This is a genomic window from Bacillus sp. A1, assembly GCF_042296235.1.
Taxonomy (GTDB): domain Bacteria; phylum Bacillota; class Bacilli; order Bacillales; family Bacillaceae; genus Bacillus; species Bacillus velezensis.
On record NZ_CP141181.1, the window covers coordinates 530,515 to 552,591 of the forward strand.

The window sequence follows — 22,077 nt, forward strand, 5'->3', positions numbered from 1 at the left end:
TATTTAATGATTATATTGGAGTGGTCTTTATGAATGATATCACAATGAAAGATCAATTAATAAAATGGAGACATGACCTCCACATGATACCTGAAACAGCTTTTGAAGAACACATGACCTCAGTGTATATTGCTGAAGAATTAAAAAAAATGGGAGTAAGCGTTTGTTCGGGTCTGGGCGGAACAGGTATAGTCGCCACCTTAAAAGCGGGAGAAGGTTCAAAGGTTATAGGAATCAGAGCGGAACTGGACGCATTACACTTCACTGAAGCAGCAGATCATTCGTATGTGTCTAAAAATAAAGGGAAAATGCATGCCTGCGGTCATGACGGACATATGGCAATCCTTCTTGGGACAGCTAAAATATTGAGTGAAAGACAACATTTTAACGGCACCGTGTGTTTTATTTTTCAACCGGCGGAAGAACCGGGCAAGGGTGCGAGGGCCATGATTGAGGATGGACTTTTTGAACAATTTCCGCTCGATGAAATTTACGGATTGCATAATATGCCTGGATTGCCGGCGGGTACTTTTGCAACCCGCCCCGGGGGAATTATGGCCGGTGAAGATAACTTTGTCATCCGGATTAAAGGAAAAGGCGCTCATGCAGCCCGCCCTCATATGAGTATTGATCCATTGGTCATAGCGTCGCAAATTATTCTCGCCTTACAGACTATTGTGTCCAGAAATTTAGATCCAAGCGTTCCTGCCGTTATATCCTGTACGGAAATCGTAACAGACGGGGTGAGGAATGCGATTCCGACTTATGTGGAAATCAAAGGTGATACGCGAAGTTATTCTCCTGACACCCGACGTTTTCTCGAAGAAAAAATGAGGACTATCAGTTCCGGGATTTGTGAGATGCATGGTGCGGAGTGTCAGTTTGAGTATACACATGAATTTGCTCCAACGACGAATTGGGAAGAATATGTCGGGTTTACTGTTGAAGCTGCTGCTAAAACAGCCGGAAAAGAGAATGTCACTTCTAACATAAATCAGATGATGATTTCAGAAGATTTCTCGGCTTTTTTAGAGAAGGTTCCCGGTGTATTTGTTTTTCTTGGCAATGGTGATGAGCATGATCAAAAGGGCCATATTCCATTACACAGCCCGTCATATGATTTTAATGATGACATTCTTTTAACCGGTGCAGCGTATTTTGCGGAATTAGTTAAAATTCGCTTATCCTAAAACACATGAAACAAAGAAAAACAGCAATTACTGAATCAGTCAGTGCTGTCTTTCTTTGTTTTTTTGTTTTTTATAAGCCAGCGGCGTCATCTTCATGGCATGTCTGAACCTGCTGATGAAATAACTTGTGCTGTTAAAACCAACTTGATAAGAAATGTCTGTCACACTCGCATCTCTTTGCTGCAATAAATATAAGCTTTTTTGAATTCTGTAATCTATAACGTAGTGTAACGGAGAACATTTTAAAAAGCGCTTGAAATAGCGGCAGCACTCAGAACGGCTTAGCTGCCCGGCTTTCGCAATATCCTCCAATGTGATTTTTTCAGCATAATGCTGATGGATCCAGCTCAGCATATTCTTCATCCTTTGGTTCTTCAACCATTCTGTTTCGATACATTCAAGGTGGAAGCAATTGGCGATTAAGTGTTTCCAAACAGACGTAAGTTTCATCGTGATATCTATTTCATAAAAGAGGGATTTTTGCTCGATGCATTTGTGGATCTCTAATACAGCATTCAGAATGTTTTTTTCTAAAGGGTCGTCTGCGTGGATATATAAGTAAGGGACATTTGTTGCGTGAATCAAAGGTTTTACATAGGTCGTGTAGAGTTCCTGTGATAAAACGAAATGCGGGGAGACATTTAAACAGATATAAAGACAATCTGAACTGCCATGCTCCTTTGTCATATGCAGGCAGCCGCTGTTAATAAACAGCCCGTCGCCTTGACGGACAACCACCCATTCCTCATTTACTTGGAACAGCGCTTCTCCTTTTATTATAAGCACGAATTGAATTTCATCATGCCAATGAAGGGGAATATATCCGTGCAAATGGTTCTTAATGGTTTTTTCATAGCAAGCAACCGGCATAACAATTGTATGGTGTTTCGTCAAATCTTGCAGACTGTCATCCATCAGAAAGTTTTGCGTTTGCATGTTAAACACCTCAATATACTTATATTTTTAAATCCAATATTGGTATTAAGATGATGAATTCTTATATATCATAACATTATTGTTATATCAATGAAGCGATTGACTCAGTACAGGGAGGAATGCAAAATGGCATCTGAACATGTGAACCTTTACATGAATTCTGAACGTTTACTCAGCCGTCTTAAGGAGCTTGGTGAAATCGGACGTGACCGCAATGACACACTCACAAGGTTAGCTGCTTCCGATGAAGATAAGGCGGGACGGGACTTATTGGTAACATGGATGAAAAAAGCAGGCTTAGAGGTTATGATTGATAAAATCGGAAATATTTTCGGGGTATGGTATGGTTCTGATCAGAATAATGATGCGCCCATTATGATCGGCTCTCATATCGACACGGTCATCAACGCGGGTATTTACGATGGATGTTACGGGGTTATTTCGGGACTTGAAGTCATAAACACTTTAAAGGAGTCCAGCTTCAAACCGGAGCGTCCGATTGTCATTGCGGCTTTTACCAATGAGGAAGGTGTGCGATATACTCCAGATATGATGGGATCACTCGTATTCGCCGGAGGACTTTCTTTAGAAAAGGCGCTTCAGACCCGCGGTACGGATGGGACGAAACTGGGTGAAGAACTTAAGCGTATAGGATATGAGGGAACAGAAAAGCCCGGCTTTTTAACACCGCACGCCTTTATTGAGCTTCATGTTGAGCAGGGGCCGATTTTAGACAAAACAGGCATTCCGGTCGGTGCCGTTGAGAATTTGCAAGGGATTTCCTGGCAGCGTATAACGGTTCAAGGCGTTTCAAATCATGCCGGGACAACTCCGACTGATATGCGTCAGGATGCCGGGCATGCAGCCGCACAAATCATAACGTATTTGCGCAAACGTGCCAATATGTCTAACGGCCAAACTGTCGCCACGGTCGGAACAATCAGTTTTGAGCCAAATGCTATCAATGTCATTCCATCATTGGCAGCACTTACAGTTGATTTGCGAGATCCGGACGAAAAGAGACTTCAAGAAGAAGAATCAGCACTGGCCGATTACCTGAAAGATTTGGAAGAGGCTGAAAACGTATCTATCACATCTGAACCATTAGTCCGTTTCAATCCCGTTGTATTTGATAAAAACATTGTTGCATTAATTGAGCGGGCTGCAAATAAACGGGGACTGGAATCAAAACGGATGACATCCGGTGCCGGGCACGATGCACAAATGATGGCCCGCATCTGTCCGACGGCTATGATTTTCGTTCCAAGTATAGAGGGGATCAGCCATAATCCTGAAGAATACACGAAAGATCATGACTTGGCTGCAGGTGTCAATGTATTATTAGATGTCGTTAGTGATCTTTCTTCTAAATAAGGAAACGGGAACATCAAGGAATACAAATCGAGATAAAGAGTGAAGATAGAGAGTGTCGTACAGAAAAGCTCTTCTCATCATTGATATCTCTGATGAAAGTTCAATTTTTCCCTGGCGTATCAATCATGCCAAAGGTTTAACCGCCTTTGGCTTTTTTTTATGTCAACTTTTGCGTCTGTTAAGTGAAAATTGTTTTATAAACGGTGTGATCATATAATTGAATGAAAAAGGATGCATATCATGCCGATCAATTCTTTTGAAAATTATCCGATGAGCTGGAAGCCGGCGATTGATAAAACGGAAAAACCCATTTATAAAGCGATTGCAGAGAAATTAGAACAGGATATATTACAAGAAGTTTTATTACCCGGAACCAAACTGCCTCCTCAGAGAGAACTGGCTGATTTTTTGGATTTAAATGTAAGCACCATTTCAAAGGCTTTTAAAGTCTGCGAGTTAAAGGGTCTGCTGAGTGCCTCTGTCGGGAGCGGGACTTTTGTTGCTTATGATGCGTTATCGAATGCGTATCTGCTGGAAGATACAAAGCCGAAGCATCTGATTGAAATGGGGGCGACGCTTCCGGATCAGGCTTCTTATGAGCCGCTGCTGCTCCAGCTGAAAAGTATGCTGCAAGAGGAAGATTATGAAAAGTGGTTTGGCTATGGCCGGACGGGTGAAAGTCTTTGGCAGAAAGATGCGGCTGTTAAGCTGATTCGAAGAGGCGGATTTGAAACGTCCGTTGATCACATTTTATTTGCAAACGGCGGGCAAAATGCGATTGCCGCGGCATTGGCGAGTCTTTGTAAACCAGGAGACCGCATTGGAGTTGATCACCATACATACCCAGGCTTGAAAACTGCCGCTTCGATGCTGAGTGTGCAGATTGTGCCGATCAAATCAGAGAACAATGAGATGAGCCCTGCCTCATTTGAATATGCGTGTAAAAATGAAAATATTAAAGGCATCTACCTCATCCCGGATTATCATAATCCGACAGCGTCCTTTATGTCTGTTGAGAATCGAAAAATGATCGCGAAAATTGCAAAAAAATATAACCAATTCATTATTGAAGATGCCTCGTACCATCTTCTTGGCAAGAATCCGCTTCCGGCCATCGCATCATTTGCACCGGAACAGGTCATTCACATTGCCGGTTTATCAAAATCACTGGCACCAGGGTTAAGGATGGCGTATGTCGCCGTCCCGAGTCAATATAAGGAGTCGATTTCAAAGGCGCTTTACAATTTAAATATAACCGTTTCCCCGCTGTTAGCAGAACTCACTGCACGGACGATCGTATCGAATCAATTTGAAATCTTAATTGACAGTCATCGTGAACAGACTATTCGCAGAAACAAAATGGTCGATCAATATTTAACCGGCTATACGTGTGCAGGTGCTGAGACGGGAATCTTTCGATGGTTACTGTTACCCGGAAATATGACAGGTGCTGCATTTGAAAAATCAGCCGCACAGCATGGAGTGCAAGTATACGCGGCTGAACGTTTTGTCGTCGGGAACAGTTGTCCGGAAAAGGCTGTAAGGGTGTCTGTCTGTGCACCGAAAACGCTTGGGGAGCTTGAGCAGGGACTGCTGATTCTTAAACGCCTGCTGGATGAGCACATCTAATATTGTCCGCCATACAATTATTATATTGTATGGTTTTTTTGTGCGTGTTATGATAATCCAAATCTGTTGGAGGTTATAGAAAGGCAGGTCGGATTATGCTTCACAAAGACAGTGCAAAAGGGTCAGATACTCAATCGGCATTATTGGAGCAATTCATAGGTTCTCCTGATAAACAAAAAAGATTATATAAGCGTACTTTGTTTGTCGTCAGTCTTTCACAAATTTTCGGCGGCGCAGGGTTGGCGGCCGGAGTGACTGTCGGTGCGCTTATTGCACAGCAAATGCTTGGTACAGATGCGTTTGCCGGTGTGCCCTCTGCTTTATTTACCTTAGGATCAGCAGGCGCCGCGTTATTTGTGGGGAGGCTTTCTCAGCGTTACGGCCGCCGGACAGGTCTTTCAGCCGGATTTATGATTGGCGGACTGGGAGCGATAGGAGTCATCATTGCGGCTATTTTAAATAGTGTGTTTCTGCTGTTTGCTTCTTTGATTATTTATGGTGCGGGAACAGCGACAAATCTGCAGGCCCGTTATGCGGGTACGGACTTGGCAAATCATAAACAGCGGGCGACTGCTGTCAGTATGACTATGGTTTTTACCACATTCGGTGCCGTTGCAGGCCCGAATTTAGTGAATGTAATGGGGAACTTCGCTCGCTCCATTGGTGTTCCGTCACTGGCGGGTCCATTCATTTTAGCGGCGGCAGCATATATGTTGGCAGGTGTTACTCTTTTCATCATGCTACGTCCTGACCCTTTAGTCATAGCAAGAACAATAGAAATGGCCGGCCAAACACCTGATGATAGAGGACAAGTGACCGCCGACGAACACACAGAGAACAAAAAAGGTATTATTGCGGGCGCGGCGGTTATGATTCTTACTCAAATTGTAATGACTGCTATTATGACAATGACACCGGTCCATATGAGACATCACGGCCATGGCTTAGGAGCGGTAGGTCTTGTTATCGGTTTTCATATAGGCGCCATGTATCTCCCTTCTTTGGTGACAGGTGTGCTTGCGGATAAATTAGGCCGTACTGTAATGGCTGTATCTTCCGGAATGACGCTGCTTTTGGCAGGGCTTATATCGGCATTTGCACCGGGAGATTCTATGATTCTTATGGTCATTGCTCTGTCTTTGCTCGGGTTAGGATGGAATTTTGGTTTGATAAGCGGAACGGCACTGATTGTTGATTCAACTGAAACGTCAACACGGGCTAAAACCCAAGGTACTGTGGATGTTTTGATTGCGTTGTCCGGAGCCGCCGGCGGAGCCTTGTCCGGAATGGTCGTAGCAGGTGCCAATTACCTGACATTATCACTTGGCGGAGGGATATTATCGTTATTATTAATTCCGGTGGTGATATGGTCGCTTGGAAGTAGGGAATAGTATCTTATGTTTAAAAGCAGTGCGAGGCTCCTGTGGTTGAAAAACCCATGAAGCGTAAGTCCTCCCGGCTGCATCTCAATGATACCAAGGGTGTAACAGCCTTTGGTATTTTTTATGTTCTCTTTTATTTTTAAAGTTTACTCTTATTTGCTCTGCTCAATAGACTGTCGTTTTTAAAAAAGGTTCTAAAACGATACAAATGATGCGCTTGAACGGTTGTAAGTTTGATGTATTACAAAAAAACAGCTGTTATATCCCTTTATATTCTTTACAGTAAATATATAAATAAGCGGTTAAAAAATATTTTTAGTAAAGGAGAGTCATATGGAAGAAGTTAAAGTTGTATACGCATTGATTAGAAATGAGTTCAATCAGATAGTAATGGTAGATAATCATGAGGGGCATTGGTCACTTCCAGGCGGAAAAGTTGAGCTTAATGAAAATCTAATAGAAGCAGCTGTACGTGAGGTATATGAAGAAACAGGGCTGGAAGTTGAAATTGGGGATATACTAGCTGTTAATGAAGCGAAATTTACATTATTATTGGAGCACACCAGAACATTCAGGTGTGTTTTTATTTGTTGTATTCATTTCTGAAATGTGGTTATTCACTTATATCGATTTCCCATAAGTGTCCATCGGGGTCTTGGAAGTGCCCGGAGTATCCGCCCCAAAAAGTATCATGAGCGGGATCAGTTATCGTTGCTCCTGCCTGTTTTGCCTGTTCCATGACTTTATCGACTTCAGCTTTACTGCCAACATTATGTCCTCATGTAAATTCTGCAGGGCTTGGCGCAGTTAACGTAACGTTTGTTTCATGTGCGATGTTTTTGCGGTCCCAAAGGGCAAGTTTCAGTCCCGTTTGCAAGTCAAAAAAAGCAGCTGCGCCATGTTCAAATCTGTACCGGCTATTCCTTCTGTAGGCAGACCCAAGCCATCCCGATAGAAGTGCAGCGATTTTTCTAAATTGTCTGCGCCTGAAGTAATTACTGTAATCCGCGGCTTCATAGCAATCATTGATTAAGAGCAATATAAAGTATCGGGAATTTTCATTGAAAAGATTTTGACATTTCAGTAAAGAACCTATATATTCATATATGAGCACATAATCATATACGGTTATTTTTGTGTCCGTGTTAGAATGCTTCATAACAGAAAAGAAATAATAAATGCAGTGTATGAGATAAGGAGGAGATTTTTATGGGTCACAATCACAATCACGCTGGCGGGTCCAATAAGAAGGTTTTATTGATCTCTTTTATCGTGATTACAGGTTATATGATAATAGAAGCGATAGGCGGATTTTTAACCAATAGTTTAGCGCTTTTGTCAGATGCAGGCCATATGCTGAGTGACTCGATCTCATTAATGGTTGCTCTGATTGCTTTTAAATTGGCTGAAAAAAAGGCAAGTCATCATAAGACATTCGGCTACAAACGATTTGAGATTCTCGCAGCTGTGATAAACGGTGTTGCATTAATAGTGATTTCCCTTTATATCATTTATGAAGCAATCAAACGTTTCTCTCATCCGCCGGAGGTAGCAACAACCGGCATGCTGACGATTAGTATCATCGGGTTAGCTGTGAATATATTGGTCGCTTAGATTATGCTGAACGGCGGAGATACAAAGAATAACCTGAACATAAGAGGGGCTTACTTACATGTGATAAGTGACATGCTCGGATCTGTAGGTGCCATACTGGCTGCGATTCTTATCATCTTCTTCGGGTGGAGCTGGGCAGATCCAGCGGCCAGTGTCATTGTGGCTATTCTTGTTCTGAGAAGCGGTTACCATGTGACGAAAGACTCCATTCACGTATTAATGGAAGGAACTCCGGAAAATATCAATGTCACTGACATCATTCATACAACTGAAGAGACAGAAGGAATTCAAAGCATTCATGATTTGCACATATGGTCTATCACAAGCGGATTGAATGCTCTTTCCTGCCACGCTGTTGTTAACGATCAACTGACCATTTCTGAAAGTGAAAGTATTTTACGCAAAATTGAACATGAACTTGGAGATAAAGGCATTACACATGTAACCATTCAAATGGAAACAGCAGCGCATAATCACGACAATACGATTCTTTGTCAGGCCCAAACTGAGAATCCGCGTGACCATCATCATCATTAAAGGAGGAAATAGGGACTCACTTGTCTGCTGACAATTAAGATAAAACCGGAGGGGGGATTCATATGTACGACACGATAGTAATCGGAGCCGGTCAGGCAGGAATCTCAGTAGGATATTATCTAAAGAAGTCGAAACAAAAGTTTATCATTTTGGATAAAAGTCATGAAGTGGGAGAAAGCTGGAACAAGCGGTATGACTCATTGGTTTTATTTACTTCTCGAATGTACAGCTCTTTGCCTGGAATGCCTCTTGAAGGAGACAAGCATGGACTCCCTTCAAAAAATGAAATTGCTGCTTATCTGAAAAAATATGTAGAAAGATTTGATATCCCGATCCAATTACGGACAGAAGTAATAAGTGTCCAAAAATTAAACAACGATTTCTTAATAAAAACAAACCGGGAAGAATATCAAACGAAAAATCTTGTGATGGCCGCAGGTCCTTTTCATACCCCTAACATTCCATCAATATCAAGGGATGTAGCCGATCATATTCATCAATTACATTCTTCACAATATAAACATTCAAAACAACTGGCGCCCGGGAATGTACTGGTAGTCGGCGGCGGGAATAGCGGAGCTCAGATAGCTGTTGAATTATCCAAAGAAAGAGTTACATATTTGGCTTGCAGTAATAAACCGGCTTATTTCCCTTTATGGATTGGAAAAAGAAGCATCTTTTGGTGGTTTGATAAATTAGGAGTTTTACATGCAAGTCATACATCAATAGTAGGCAAGTTCATTCAAAAGAAAGGCGACCCCATATTTGGGTATGAATTAAAACATGCAATAAGACAGAAGAAGATCATCTTAAAACAAAGAGTCATAGCCGGAAAGCAAAATGAAATCATTTTTAAAGATTCATCTTCATTAGAAGTAAACAATATCATTTGGGCAACTGGCTTTAAGAATCCGCTTTGTTGGATGAAAATAGAAGGTGTTTTGGATAAGGAAGGCCGAATTATACATCACCGGGGTGTTTCAGCTGCGGAGGGATTGTACTTTATTGGTTTGCCTTGGCAGCATAGGCGAGGTTCAGCGCTGCTTCAAGGTGTAGGAAATGATGCTGAATACATTGTAAAACAAATGAACGGCGGATAGACTGAGGAGAGCAGTAACTTACGGGTTTCCTGCTCTTTTTTTGTGTTGAATAAGTCCGGTTATGTGACTGTGTAAAGCCGAAAAAATCATTAATAAGAAGATCCCTGACTCATTGATTGTGCAACATTCTGACGTACTTCCCGAGCTAACTGCGCGGCACGTAAGGAAGCCTGCCAAATAGCCGGACTCACTGCAGATTGACTGATGGATAATGCCTGTTGTGTGGCTGGAACCATTGGTCTTAGGAGATTTTCCGCCTCGTCTACAGATGACGCGTATTGGTGACCGGCTGCTCTTCGCAGGTCTGCTATCGCTGCGGGGAAGTTTGACCATAGACGAAGTATTGAATTCATGCAGCCAACCATAAGAGGAAAATGAGGAGCCCGGCCTTGTCCGGAGGCGAGAAGCTCTGCTGCGCCTAAAGCGGAATAAACGTGATAGCTCAACGGAGTAAGATATTTCGCGTGTACAATATGAAGTTCTCGTAATCCCCAAGTGTCTGGAAGAAATCTGAATTCTGAACTCATACCGCATCCCAGAGCGAGTGCTCTGCTGACAGCCTGCAAGTGTTTCACTACCGCAGCCATTGATTGTTGAAAGGAGGACGAGTGTATTAGAATTTGTTGAATCGCAGATAAATGGCTTCGCATTTTATGATTTACCTGACTTAAATCAGGCTGCTGTCTGTAATCATATACATAATACGGATAATAATCATAATACATATCTAAACTCCCTTTATGAATGACTTTTAGGAGCCGGATATGCACCCAGATTGTTTTTGATAAGGGCATGTGCCTAAATGAATCCATCAGTGCAACTATTTTAGTCCGCGCATATTCAGTTGGTATTTTTTATGCAAACGGATTTTGTGGCCAAAACGTTTCTGCTAACTTAAGTCTTTTAGGCTGAACAAGGGAATTCCTTAGTGCGGCACACTCTCATACAAAAAGCATAGGATAATATCACAAAAATTTAAAATTGCGGGGATGAAAAATGTATTATATACCTTTTTCGCATCAATGTTATTATTGTGTGAATGTACCGATGTATAGCGATGGAAGATCTGTTTATTGGACTGTTCCAAATAACTATGATCCTTCATACGAAGATAGAAACCTCCTCTTGAAAGATTATGGACCAAAACCATTTGTTGTGAATATTAATAAAGCCGCAAAACAAAACAATACGTTCCGTACGGCCCTATGGACAGGAAAGCATTTTCAAATTACTTTGATGAGTCTTGGTATTGGAGAAGATATCGGTTTGGAGATCCATCCTCACGTAGATCAATTCTTACGGATTGAGCAAGGCCGAGGGATAGTTAAAATGGGCAAGAGTAAAGATAATTTAAGTTTCCGAAGAAATGTCTATGATGATTATGCCATTGTTGTCCCTGCCGGCACTTGGCACAATGTTATTAATACGGGTAATACGCCGTTAAAACTATATTCAATTTATGCTCCTCCCAACCATCCGTTTGGTACAGTTCATGTGACAAAGGCAGATGCAGCGGCTGCGGAAGATTAGTAGGATTCCAGAGGACTTTGCTGCTGCAAAGACTATAGAAAAAATGGTATTGGGACAGCATGATGAAATAAAGCGATTGAATGGCTGAAACACAAAATAATTAACGGGTTCAGCTTGTCATAGTGCAGTTGATGCGATGCTTTATTCCACAACTTTTCAACAGCAAATGTGGTTTTTTTGTCTGACCATTTTAATTGATTGGCAGTCAGTGAAAATAGACATTTGTAATGAATTTATCCTTGCTCCTCCTAATAAGCGGCTTTAACTGCCAAGTTTCTGTTTCTCTTCAAACCATTTGCGAAGCTGATGAATATGAGCTTGATGATATCTATTATGGTCTGCCATATGCCATATTCCCCATTGAATGGTTGCTTGTTTTTCTGCTTCATAATCTACTGTATGATTCAGCTGATCGTCAGTTAATTGATAACAAACAGACTTAAACATGCTGAATACTTTTTCATAATCAGTGAGATTTGTTTTAATGAAACACCGGAAATGAAAGGGATCTTATTGTTCTGATCTAACATTGGTCCATACTTCTCTTCAAGCTGCTTTGGTATCGGTTCACCCTTTATTCTGAATATCCAGTTGAGATCAACATATGCTAAGTGTCTTATTAGCTGAGCTGTACTATTGTATGTTTGATTTGGTCCTTTATAATCGATCTCCTGCTGTGACATGTCTGACACAATGGATATTAAGCGGCTGTCATTTTCATTAACGGCAGAATACAGCATTCCCACAAGATGATCCATGTGCGTTTCACCTTTTAAATCTAAAATTATTAACCCCGCCTCATTAGCACAATTTTTATATCAGTTTGCCTTATTACTCATATTTGTCAAGCCATCCGGGGAATGGGCCGCTGTAAGACGAAGCAATGAAGCAGGCTCTCTTTGCCTGCTTTTTTTGTGTGTCGGCCTTTACATCTGACATGTTAAGTTATCTGAAACTGTACCTTTTTAAATGTCAGACAGTGTTATATGATACTCTGCAGATATTCAAGAATATGTACTTGGAGGACATTCTCATGCAAATTTTATTGCTATCCCTACGCCTTTTCATGAAGATGAACGTTTATATTCAGCAGGATTTGATCCTATTGTCGAACATTTGAAAAACAGCGGTATCCATTCGTTCTCATATGCGGCACGACTGGTGAACAGCATCCACTCAGCATAGATGAGCGCCTTCAGATCATTGAGTATGTTAATCAGCGAAAATTTGAAGATGTTGAACTGATATTCGGGGTTTCAGCCGTAAGAACCAGTGATGCCGTCAAACTGATGAAACACATCGAGAAAACCAATATAGATTCTGTACGGATTGTTTTTCCTCCTGATATAAGACCGACACAGCAGCAAGCCGTTTATTACGTTATTCATTCATCAATTGACTTCATATTATTTCATTTGATAACATAAAATGGTTATCGTCTTAAAAAAAAGGATACCCGTTTTTATAAAAAGGAGTCATAACGTTGCTGAAAAGGTTTTTTCTTGTTTTTCTTACGCTGATGATGTCTATATTTGCTGTATTCGCGGCGGCTGAAGAGTCTCCCGGCGATCGTGTCATTTCTTTTGACGAGCCTATGATTTTATTGATCTCACTCGGAATCATTTTATGTTTGTTCATTCCGCCATTCGTCATGTCCTTTTTTAGCAGCTTGGTTGTGAGAATCATATCCGGCGTCTATCAATGTTTTATCGTTCTCACGTTTGCGGGCCTCATTCCGATTGGATTTCTGATTCCCCATGGCTTTTTGACAATTCTTGCTGCCGTTCTGGGGACTTTGGTCAGTTCAGCGAGTGTTGCCGTGACCTTATTCGTTGGCAGGAAAAAAGAGGCCGGAAGGTTTTAAAACTAGTGGGTAAGCTGCAATATTGAAGGGGAATCCCAGTGATATCCGCAGCGCTTTTTGCCGGTCATTGTTTGACTATTTATATGGAATAGCATAGAATTAAAGTAAATATTTATAAAAAGTCACTAGGGGAGCTTTAATAGCTGAGAAGAGACAATACGTCCTGACCCTTTGAACCTGATTTGGTTAATACCAGCGTAGGGAAGTGAAAAATTAGAGAGATTCTTTATCTTATCTATATTTAAGCCACTTTCCATAGAGGAAAGTGGCTTTATTTATTTTGAAAGGGTGATATGAAGTGGCGACGAAAAAAGTTTTTCTGGCAGGGCCTTTTAAAAGTTTAGTAGATGAGAAAACTGGATTGATGAGTACGTATGAGAGGGGAAAGCTGGAATCATTAATTTCCTTTTTTGAGAATGAAGGATGGCTGGTTCATAATGCTCACAAGCGGGAAGGGTGGGGGAAGGATTTCATGACACCCCTTCAATGCACTAAAATTGATTTTGATGAAATAAGCACTTGCGACCTTTTTGCAGCATTCCCCGGATCACCCGCTTCTCCCGGAACACATATAGAAATTGGATGGGCTTCTGCCTTGAAAAAAAAGATCGTGCTATTTCTAGAAAAGGACAAGGATTATGCTTTCTTAATTCAAGGGTTAAATTCAGTGGCGGATGTTGAGTACATCAGCTATAAAGATACAGATGATTTATTAGAGAACATTAAAAATATCTTTGCAGCATATAAGGCGGAATCTCAATGAGAAAGAGAACTTTTCATGAAGCATATACGGAAACGCTGTATGACATCTATCACAACCCTGAATTTCTCAATTCACCGCGCGGACAAAAAAGCAGAGAACAATTGAACTACCATCTGACTCTGGAAAATCCAATAGAACGTGTCACTTATTTATCCTCAAGAAAAACCAATATCGTGTTTAATTTTGCTGAAGTGTTATGGTATTTATCGGGGAGTAACGACTTAGATTTTATCAGTTATTACAATAAAAAAATGCCTTCATATTCAATGAATAAAAAAACATTAACAGGCACTGCGTATGGGCCTAAAATATTTGAATTCGGAAATGCAAAACTAAATCAATGGAATAGAATAAAAAATCTTTTGACACAAGAAGATATTGATTCAAAAAGGGCATTTATTCAAATATTCGATGCTTCGGAACTCTTCGTTTCAGAAAATATAGATGTTTCCTGCACAATCGGTTTGCAGTTTTTTGTGAGGGAAGGCGAATTATACATGTCTTCTGTCATGCGTGCAAATGATGCTTTTCGCGGGATGATCAGTGATCTTTTCTCATTTACCTTCATGCAGGAATTAATGGCCAGAGAACTGCGTTTAGAAGTCGGAGAATATTTTCATAATGCGGGATCAATCCATATTTATGATTCAGATCATGAATGGGCGAAAACGGTGCTTGAGGAAGCTGAAAATCACCATGATATTCGGGAATTTGAATTTCCGAAAATGCCTGAGGGAAATAACTGGCCGTCCATTGAAACAGTCTTAAAGTATGAAGAATTACTTAGGAAAGATCAAATTTCTATGACAAAAAACGATATTGAAATGCTTGATTTACCTGATTACTGGAAACAGATTCTTTTCCTTTTCAGTATATACCAGCATATTGCATATAAACGGGATATGGATCATTCTCTATTTCAAAGTTTACTTCCTATATATCAATTTTTCGTCAGGAATAAGTGGTTTCATTATTTCTCAATTGAGCAAAAGGAGGAAATTCAATGAAAACTTCATGGAAAGAAGACAGTGTTGCTGGTAAATTCGATGCTTATAATGACGTTTTAGAACAAACGTTAGGTTTTGAGTTTGTTTTTCGTACTTTTGATAAAGCGGAGATTAAAAAGGTGCTCGATTTCGGATGCGGTCCGGGAAAGGTAGCTTATAGGCTGGCTGACAGAATAGGCTGCAATGTGATCGCAGTCGATGAATCAAGGAAGATGTTAGATATAGCAAAGGCAAAAAGACAACATCCTCATGTGGACTATCATTTAATTGAACACGATAATCTTTCCTTCTTACCAGATCACTCGGTTGATGCTGCAATGGCCTGTTATGTTTTTATTAATACGGATAGTGACCAGCGTATCAAAGGTATCATAAATGAAATTTTTCGTGTGTTAAAACCAGGAGCTTCATTTGTCATACTCGATACGAATCCTGATTCAACCGGAATTGAATTTTCAACCTTCCGCAATGGAATACCGGGGAAAGAATATTCTTACGGAGAAGAAAGAAATGAATGGCTCCATGTTCCGGGACAAGCAGATTTAATTTTAAATGATTTTCATTGGCCGAAGTCAATGTATTATAAACTATTAACTCATGCAGGTTTTGAAAATGTAACTTTATCAGAACCAACGTTAAACGATATTGACCAAGAGCATGTAAAAGCCATAGAGAAAGAGTTTCAATTTAATAATTGGAAATGTGAAAAGGAATATCCGCCTTTTGTCATTTTTAAAGCAGTGAAACCTGCCTGAAGGAGGAGTGTAAATTGACGGATATTTATAAAGCGCTTTCGATTGCTGGGACTGATCCTTCCGGAGGGGCGGGAATTCATGCGGATTTAAAAACATTTCAGGAACAAAAGGTATATGGAATGGCTGTTATTACATCAGTTGTTGCACAAAACACACTTGGTGTGAAAAGTTTTGAGGAGATGTCTCTTCAGAATATATCTCAGCAAATAGACTGTGTCATGGATGATATAAAACCTGATGCTGTCAAAACCGGTATGCTTGCAAGTATAGGAATTATTGAATTGCTGGCAGAAAAGTTAAAAGACGCAAATATTCAATCGTATGTGATGGATCCGGTTATGATTGCTAAAAGCGGACATCATCTGCTCCATAAGGACGCCATTGATCATTTGAAGAAATTATTAATACCCCAAACAACTGTTATTACACCGAACATTCCGGAAGCGGAAGTAATCATCGGCAAATCAATCGAGACTGTACAGCAGATGCGTGATGCGGCGAAAGAAATGGTGGAGGTATACGGGGCGAAAAGTGCTGTCGTAAAAGGGGGGCACCTGAATGGAGAAGCCCGTGATATTTTGTACTTTGACGAGGACTTCGAGGAATTTGTTTCTCCCCGCTTTGATACAAAGCATACTCATGGAACAGGATGTACGTTTTCAGCTGTGATAACTGCAGAGCTGGCAAAGCAGCACAGCATACCGGAATCAGTGGCAACTGGAAAGGAATTCATTTCAGCAGCCATTAAACATCCCTTAGGAATCGGGAAAGGACAAGGCCCTACAAATCATTTTGCGTATCGCTCAACTATTAACCAAGAGACAACCGCTTAAGGAGTGTTATGATGATCTCCAAGAATTATGATGTATTTTTATTTGATTTAGACGGAGTGATATATATAGGAGATAAAGCTTTACCAGGAGCTGTGGCCTCTTTAAAACGACTCCGTGAAGAAAAGAAAGCCATTCGCTTTTTAACGAATGATCCTTGTGTTACAAGAGAAACGATTGTGAAATGCCTTCATAAACTGGGGATTTCAGCAAGTATTGATGAAGTCGTTACTGCGGGGTGGGCAACAGCTGATTACCTTGTCAGTGAAGGAATAAAGAAGGCATATATATTGGGAAATGACCAACTTAAAAGTGAAATTCAAAAGGCCGGTATTGATCTTACGGAAGATCAGGCGGAGGCTGTTGTCATTGGATGGGATCAAAATATTACATTTCAGGATGTGCATAAGGCAGTAAACCTCATCCGTTGCGGAGCTTCATTTATCGCTGCAAACGGGGATAAAACATTTCCTGCCGCTAACGGACCAGCTCCCGCGACAGGCGCTATAGTCGCGGCTGTTAAAACAGCAGCTGCTAAAGAGCCGATGATAATTGGAAAACCGGCGTCTTCAATATTTGAAAAAGTACTAGAGCCTTTTGAGGATAAAGAGAGATGCGTTATGATCGGGGATACGCCTGAAACAGATATTGTCGGAGCAAACCAAATAGGCATAACTTCCGTATTAGTTTCTGATCAAAATACTTTATTTCCTGCAAAACATGATTTTAGAAATCCGGATGTTGTGATCCGCGATCTGAAAGACTTGTTCGATAATGAAATAAAGGCAGAAGTACGGAAAAAACCGGATTTCCAATGGACAGAACAAGTGAAAGCCGGAGTCGCTGGAATTATAATGAAAGAATCAAGTTCCGTTTTATTAATGAAGCGTGCTGATAATGGTTTATGGGGCATTCCTTCAGGACATGTGGAACCTGGTGAAACAGTTGAACAAGCAATTATAAGAGAAATAGAAGAGGAAACTGGATTAGTGGTGAAAGTCTCTAAAATGATAGGCGTTTATTCTGATCCGAGTTCACAAACCTTTATATACCCTGACGGCAGAGTCAGCCATTTTATTACCAATTGTTTTCAATGTGACATCATCGGCGGCACTTTGAAAAAGTCCACAGAGGAAGCCATGGAAATCAGATATTTTGATATCCATGAATTACCTGAACATCTCTTGCCGATGCACCCGAGATGGCTGGATGATGCTTTGGAAATGAAAGAGGATGCTTTTATTCGATAAGGAACAGTACGCTAAAAATACTTTTTGGGGGTTATTTACAAGAATTAACGGTTCTCAACCCGTAACTCTCGGCCGCGTTCCAAAAACACCAAGTGTCACAGACCCTTGGTGTTTTTTAATTCCGGCAGAAAAGAAGGTATAATGGGCGGAGAAGAGGTGTCAGCCAATGAAAATAACCAGAGAGACATTAGAAAAACAGCAAATTTGGATATATGGTGTGACTCTTGTGATCGGAGGAATAGCAGGGATCGCCGGGAAAGATTCAGGACTTCGCTGGGGATGGACGATATCACCGTTTATCGCTGTTCTCATGTATGCCATGTTTGCCCAAATCCCATTCTTGAAGCTGAGGGAAGCCTTGTCAAACCTCAAGTTTATGTCGGCTTTACTGATCGGTAATTTCTTAGCTGTACCTGTCGTTGTATGGGTGTTAACCGCCATTTTTCCTCAATCTCCTCCTATATTATTAGGGGTTTGTTTGGTATTGCTTACACCTTGTATTGATTACGTCATCGTCTTTACTCAGCTCGGCAAAGGAAATGAGAGATTAATACTGGCTTCCACGCCGGTTTTGTTCGCCGTTCAGATGGTATTGCTTCCGTTATACCTGCGGCTGTTTATCGGGAAAGAAGTGATAGGAGCTGTTCATGCGGGACCGTTTCTGGAAGCATTCTTATTGTTAATAGCAGTGCCGCTGCTGGCGGCGGTGATGACTCAATTATGGGCTGATAAGAAGCCGGCGGGAGAAAAGGTGCTGGAATGGACGGCGTGGCTGCCTGTTCCTTTTATGGCTCTGGTCTTACTGGCGGTCGTCGCCACACAAATCGGCAAGGTCATCAGTGATGCTGACATCATTATACGTGTGATCCCGATCTATCTGTTATTCCTGCTCATTATGCCGTATGTCTCCCGGTTTATCGCAAATGCGTTCTGTCTGGATACAGGTGAAGGAAGAGCATTGATCTTCAGCACAGGCACAAGAAATTCACTCGCAGTCCTTCCGTTAGCGCTGGCTTTGCCGGATGCTTGGGCCTCATTGGCCGCCGCTGTTATCGTCACACAGACGATTGTTGAGCTGATAGGCGAATTGGTTTATATAAAAGCGGTGCCCGGATGGCTGCTGAAATAAAAAATAATTTAAACTGAAAAAAACATACCAACAAATAGTGGTATGTTTTTTATATCGATTATAAAGTTGCAATATCAATGACGAAACGGTAGCGGACATCGCTTTGGAGAACCCGTTCGTACGCTTCGTCGACTTGATCGGCCGGTATCACTTCAATTTTAGGAGCAATGCCGTGCTCGGCGGCGAAATCAAGCATCTCCTGAGTCTGCGGAATACCGCCGACGAGTGAACCCGCAATGCTGCGGCGGCCCGTGATTAAGGAGAACACACTGTATGAATCCGGCTTAGCGGGCGCCCCCACATTTACCAATGTACCGTCAATGCGAAGCAGAGATAAGTAGGCATCTACGTCAAGGTTCGCGGATACTGTATTTAAAATAAGATCAAAACGTCCGGCCAGCTCAGTAAATGTATCCGGATCGCTTGTTGCAAAGTAATGATCGGCTCCAAATTCAAGCGCTTCGTCTTTTTTGTTCATTGAGCGGCTGAGGACGGTGACCTCTGCGCCTAAAGCGTGCGCGAATTGAACGGCTAAATGTCCGAGCCCGCCCATTCCGACAATCGCCACTTTTTTGCCGGGGCCGGCATTCCAGTGTTTCAGCGGAGAATACGTGGTAATGCCCGCGCACAATAGCGGGCTGGCAGCATCCAAATCCAGCTGATCGGGAATCCGGACAACGAATCTGTCAGTGACAACTATTTTCTGGCTGTAGCCGCCGTATGTAGGGTTTCCGTCGTAGTCCAGGTTATTATAAGTCTGAACAACGCCTTTTGTGCAATATTGTTCGTCTCCGTTAAGGCAGTATTCACATTCCCCGCAGGAGTCTACAAAACAGCCTACACCCACACGGTCGCCGACGGCAAATGTGGTGACGTCTTCACCCACGGCTTCCACAACTCCGGCAATTTCGTGCCCGGGAACCATCGGAAAGATTCCGCCGCCCCATTCATCGAATGCGCTGTGGATGTCTGAGTGACAAATCCCGCTGTACTTAATATCAATCAGGATATCGTGCGGCCGTAATGCTCTTCTCTCAATCGTCGTCCGCTCAAATTTAGCTTTTGCATGCGGAGCGCTTAATACACGAGTCGGATGATTATTACACATGGTTATCTTCCTTTCCAAGATAAAGTGATGAATCCTCTGTTCGGTTTTACTTTAAATGTTAAAGCGGACTTTAAGTCAAGGAGTTTGGTTTATTTTTTTATGAAATGATATTCTATAATGGCACGCTTATGAAAGGTATGAAGGACGGGTGGTAAGAATATGAAGATTGCGCAGGCTGCAAAGCAGGTTGAGTTATCAGCCGCAACGCTTAGGTATTATGAAAGTATAGGACTGATTCCTCCGGTAAAACGCGATGAAAGCGGCATCCGCGATTATGACGAAGATGATGTGAATTGGATTCAATTTATAAAATGCATGAGAAGTGCCGGGCTGTCGATTGAGGCGCTGATTGAATATACCGCTTTATTTATTGAAGGAGCCGATCATACGATCGAACCCCGAAAAAACATCCTGATAAATGAAAGGAAAAGGCTGACGGAGAAACAGAGGGAAATTGATGAAACCATAAAACGATTAAACAGGAAGATTGAGGATTACGAAGATATCCTTGAAAATGAAGCGAAACTTAAAAACAGATTGAAAGCTGAATGTATTTCTGAATGAAGAGAAGGTGTCCCGGACGCCGGGCCGCATGAAATGTACCAAGGGAAACGAGCCTTGGTTTTTTATTTTTTAAAGAGAGGAAACAAAACAGCTTTTTCTATCTTATCAATCATTACTTATCCTTTTTTCAGCTTGACTTTTTCACTGCAGACTTTTAAAGTGTGAAATGTTGCTTAGACTGTGATTAGCGACTTTAATGCTGAAAAGAGGTGGTTTACCCAGATGAACAATAAAAAGAACCCTTGGGCGTTATTGCCTTTAGTCTTATTCGTAGGGCTTTTTGTCGGCTCTGGTCTGGTGACCGGAGATTTTTATAAATTGCCGATCTTGATTGCCGCGATCATTGCGTCAGCTTTTGCGCTGTTATTTAACCGGAAGAAATCGCTCAATCAAAAAATAGAATGGTTCGCTTCCGGTGCGGGACATCCTGATATTATCATTATGGTTATGATTTTTATATTGGCAGGTGCCTTTGCTTCAGCGGCTGAAGCAATGGGAGCGGTGCATTCAACTGTCAACCTTGCTTTGAGCGTTATTCCGCAGCAGTTTTTGCTGCCGGGGCTGTTTATCATTGCTTGTTTTATTTCTATATCGATGGGAACATCAATGGGCACGATTGCGGCGGTTGCGCCGATCAGCGCAGGTTTGAGCGGAGAGCTTGGCATCTCCGGCGCGATTGCAATGGCGGCTGTGGTCGGCGGAGCTATGTTCGGAGATAATCTTTCTTTTATTTCCGATACGACCATCGCGTCAGTCCGGACGCAAAAAACACAAATGATGGATAAATTCAAAACGAACTTTCTGATTGTTTTGCCTGCTGCCATTGTGACTGTTATTATCTTATTTTTTATTCCGGCAGGCCACGCCGGCCATACGGGTGCTGAATCTTACAACTGGATTAAGGTGCTCCCTTATGTCGCCGTGTTGGTTTTTGCGTTAATCGGTATTAATGTGATGGCTGTCATATTCGGCGGATTGGTTTTGACGGGAATCATCGGATTAGCGGGCGGCAGCCTGACGCTTGACTCTTATTTTAAGGCGATTACGGATGGAATTGCCGGAATGAGCGATCTGATCATCCTGTCCATGCTGATCGGAGGGATGGTCGGCGTGATGAAACAAAACGGCGGGATCGACTTTTTACTGGAGTTCATCACGAAACGAATCCGTTCGAAAAAAGGCGCCGAAGCCGGCATTGCCGGACTGGTCAGCGTGACGAATCTGGCTGCGGCCAATAATACGATCTCCATTATTGCAGCCGGGCCGATTGCAAAGAATATCGCTGATAAATTCAACATCGACAACAGAAAATCGGCAAGTATTCTGGATATCTTTTCGTGTATGATACAAGGATTGATTCCTTACGGCGCGCAGCTGTTATCGGCCGGAAAATTCGGGAATATTTCACCAGTCAGCATCCTGCCATACTCTTTTTATCCCGTTTTCATCGGAATCTGCGGCATCGCCGCCATCATATTTGGACTGCCGAAATTCACAAGAAATACGAAATAAAAG

The 22,077-nt window shown here is 41.8% G+C and carries 20 protein-coding genes, 3 pseudogenes and 1 riboswitch; of the genes and pseudogenes, 18 read left to right on the forward strand and 5 right to left on the reverse strand.

The genetic code is table 11. The annotated features are described in order from the left end of the window. The first annotated feature begins 29 nt into the window (after positions 1 to 29). Positions 30 to 1,190: a M20 aminoacylase family protein gene (locus U2H13_RS02800; RefSeq protein WP_014416995.1), complete on the forward strand. Its 1,161-nt coding sequence runs from the start codon at positions 30 to 32 to the stop codon at positions 1,188 to 1,190. 39 nt (positions 1,191 to 1,229) lie between these two features. Here U2H13_RS02800 and U2H13_RS02805 read toward each other — a convergent pair whose 3' ends face one another. After that, positions 1,230 to 2,126, reverse strand: a complete 897-nt coding sequence (locus U2H13_RS02805; protein WP_014416996.1) for a helix-turn-helix domain-containing protein — start codon at positions 2,124 to 2,126, stop codon at positions 1,230 to 1,232. 126 nt (positions 2,127 to 2,252) lie between these two features. Between U2H13_RS02805 and U2H13_RS02810 the strand changes: the two genes are divergently transcribed. From U2H13_RS02810 to U2H13_RS02825, 4 genes are all read left to right on the forward strand, one after another. Beyond that, positions 2,253 to 3,500, forward strand: a complete 1,248-nt coding sequence (locus tag U2H13_RS02810) for a Zn-dependent hydrolase (RefSeq protein WP_110124534.1) — start codon at positions 2,253 to 2,255, stop codon at positions 3,498 to 3,500. Positions 3,501 to 3,740: 240 nt separating this feature from the next. Beyond that, entirely contained in the window at positions 3,741 to 5,129 is a 1,389-nt protein-coding gene (locus tag U2H13_RS02815) for a PLP-dependent aminotransferase family protein (protein ID WP_021495056.1), read from the forward strand. Between the two features lie 92 nt (positions 5,130 to 5,221). After that, positions 5,222 to 6,520, forward strand: a complete 1,299-nt coding sequence (locus U2H13_RS02820; RefSeq protein ID WP_103527118.1) for an MFS transporter — start codon at positions 5,222 to 5,224, stop codon at positions 6,518 to 6,520. A gap of 324 nt (positions 6,521 to 6,844) precedes the next feature. Beyond that, positions 6,845 to 7,117 carry an NUDIX hydrolase gene (locus tag U2H13_RS02825; protein ID WP_236661498.1) on the forward strand — a complete coding sequence of 91 codons (273 nt, stop codon included), beginning with the start codon at positions 6,845 to 6,847 and terminating at the stop codon, positions 7,115 to 7,117. A gap of 7 nt (positions 7,118 to 7,124) precedes the next feature. Here U2H13_RS02825 and U2H13_RS02830 read toward each other — a convergent pair. Then, positions 7,125 to 7,528, reverse strand: a pseudogene (locus tag U2H13_RS02830) (VOC family protein). A 192-nt stretch (positions 7,529 to 7,720) separates the two neighbouring features. Here U2H13_RS02830 and U2H13_RS02835 point away from each other — a divergent pair. Next, positions 7,721 to 8,662: pseudogene (locus U2H13_RS02835) on the forward strand (cation diffusion facilitator family transporter). A 62-nt stretch (positions 8,663 to 8,724) separates the two neighbouring features. Then, positions 8,725 to 9,762 (forward strand): NAD(P)/FAD-dependent oxidoreductase, encoded by a 1,038-nt coding sequence (locus U2H13_RS02840; protein ID WP_021495052.1) that lies wholly within the window; start codon positions 8,725 to 8,727, stop codon positions 9,760 to 9,762. 89 nt (positions 9,763 to 9,851) lie between these two features. Here U2H13_RS02840 and U2H13_RS02845 read toward each other — a convergent pair whose 3' ends face one another. Beyond that, positions 9,852 to 10,487: a hypothetical protein gene (locus U2H13_RS02845; protein ID WP_109566725.1), complete on the reverse strand. Its 636-nt coding sequence runs from the start codon at positions 10,485 to 10,487 to the stop codon at positions 9,852 to 9,854. A 271-nt stretch (positions 10,488 to 10,758) separates the two neighbouring features. Here U2H13_RS02845 and U2H13_RS02850 point away from each other — a divergent pair, with 271 nt between their 5' ends. After that, on the forward strand, positions 10,759 to 11,292 hold the full coding sequence (locus U2H13_RS02850) for a cupin domain-containing protein (protein WP_060675329.1): 534 nt from the start codon (positions 10,759 to 10,761) through the stop codon (positions 11,290 to 11,292). 261 nt (positions 11,293 to 11,553) lie between these two features. Here U2H13_RS02850 and U2H13_RS02855 read toward each other — a convergent pair. After that, positions 11,554 to 12,050: pseudogene (locus U2H13_RS02855) on the reverse strand (DinB family protein). Between the two features lie 441 nt (positions 12,051 to 12,491). Here U2H13_RS02855 and U2H13_RS02860 point away from each other — a divergent pair. The 8 genes from U2H13_RS02860 (at position 12,492) to U2H13_RS02895 (ending at position 18,890) form a co-directional block, all read left to right on the forward strand. After that, entirely contained in the window at positions 12,492 to 12,719 is a 228-nt protein-coding gene (locus U2H13_RS02860) for a hypothetical protein (RefSeq protein WP_232489758.1), read from the forward strand. 56 nt (positions 12,720 to 12,775) lie between these two features. Further along, positions 12,776 to 13,156, forward strand: coding sequence for a hypothetical protein (locus U2H13_RS02865; protein ID WP_014417010.1), 381 nt, complete (start codon positions 12,776 to 12,778; stop codon positions 13,154 to 13,156). A gap of 117 nt (positions 13,157 to 13,273) precedes the next feature. Beyond that, positions 13,274 to 13,377, forward strand: a riboswitch (TPP riboswitch). Positions 13,378 to 13,454: 77 nt separating this feature from the next. Continuing rightward, a complete protein-coding gene (locus U2H13_RS02870) occupies positions 13,455 to 13,919 on the forward strand; it encodes a hypothetical protein (protein WP_021495050.1) in 465 nt (154 codons plus the stop codon). Further along, positions 13,916 to 14,926 carry a thymidylate synthase gene (locus U2H13_RS02875; protein ID WP_021495049.1) on the forward strand — a complete coding sequence of 337 codons (1,011 nt, stop codon included), beginning with the start codon at positions 13,916 to 13,918 and terminating at the stop codon, positions 14,924 to 14,926. The genes U2H13_RS02870 and U2H13_RS02875 overlap by 4 nt, the downstream gene beginning before the upstream one ends. Next, positions 14,923 to 15,681 (forward strand): class I SAM-dependent methyltransferase, encoded by a 759-nt coding sequence (locus U2H13_RS02880; protein ID WP_014417013.1) that lies wholly within the window; start codon positions 14,923 to 14,925, stop codon positions 15,679 to 15,681. The genes U2H13_RS02875 and U2H13_RS02880 overlap by 4 nt, the downstream gene beginning before the upstream one ends. Positions 15,682 to 15,695: 14 nt before the next feature. After that, entirely contained in the window at positions 15,696 to 16,514 is an 819-nt protein-coding gene (gene thiD, locus U2H13_RS02885) for a bifunctional hydroxymethylpyrimidine kinase/phosphomethylpyrimidine kinase (protein WP_021495048.1), read from the forward strand. A gap of 8 nt (positions 16,515 to 16,522) precedes the next feature. Beyond that, positions 16,523 to 17,761: an HAD-IIA family hydrolase gene (locus tag U2H13_RS02890; RefSeq protein WP_042893846.1), complete on the forward strand. Its 1,239-nt coding sequence runs from the start codon at positions 16,523 to 16,525 to the stop codon at positions 17,759 to 17,761. Positions 17,762 to 17,927: 166 nt separating this feature from the next. Beyond that, positions 17,928 to 18,890 carry an arsenic resistance protein gene (locus U2H13_RS02895; protein WP_376700661.1) on the forward strand — a complete coding sequence of 321 codons (963 nt, stop codon included), beginning with the start codon at positions 17,928 to 17,930 and terminating at the stop codon, positions 18,888 to 18,890. Positions 18,891 to 18,948: 58 nt separating this feature from the next. Here the strand turns inward: U2H13_RS02895 and U2H13_RS02900 are convergent, their stop codons facing one another. Further along, positions 18,949 to 19,998, reverse strand: coding sequence for an NAD(P)-dependent alcohol dehydrogenase (locus U2H13_RS02900; protein ID WP_021495045.1), 1,050 nt, complete (start codon positions 19,996 to 19,998; stop codon positions 18,949 to 18,951). Positions 19,999 to 20,157: 159 nt separating this feature from the next. On the opposite strand from U2H13_RS02900, the gene U2H13_RS02905 reads away from it, so the two are divergent. Continuing rightward, positions 20,158 to 20,562, forward strand: a complete 405-nt coding sequence (locus tag U2H13_RS02905; RefSeq protein ID WP_007409338.1) for a MerR family transcriptional regulator — start codon at positions 20,158 to 20,160, stop codon at positions 20,560 to 20,562. 222 nt (positions 20,563 to 20,784) lie between these two features. Beyond that, positions 20,785 to 22,074 (forward strand): Na+/H+ antiporter NhaC family protein, encoded by a 1,290-nt coding sequence (locus U2H13_RS02910; protein ID WP_022552662.1) that lies wholly within the window; start codon positions 20,785 to 20,787, stop codon positions 22,072 to 22,074. Positions 22,075 to 22,077 lie beyond the last annotated feature (3 nt).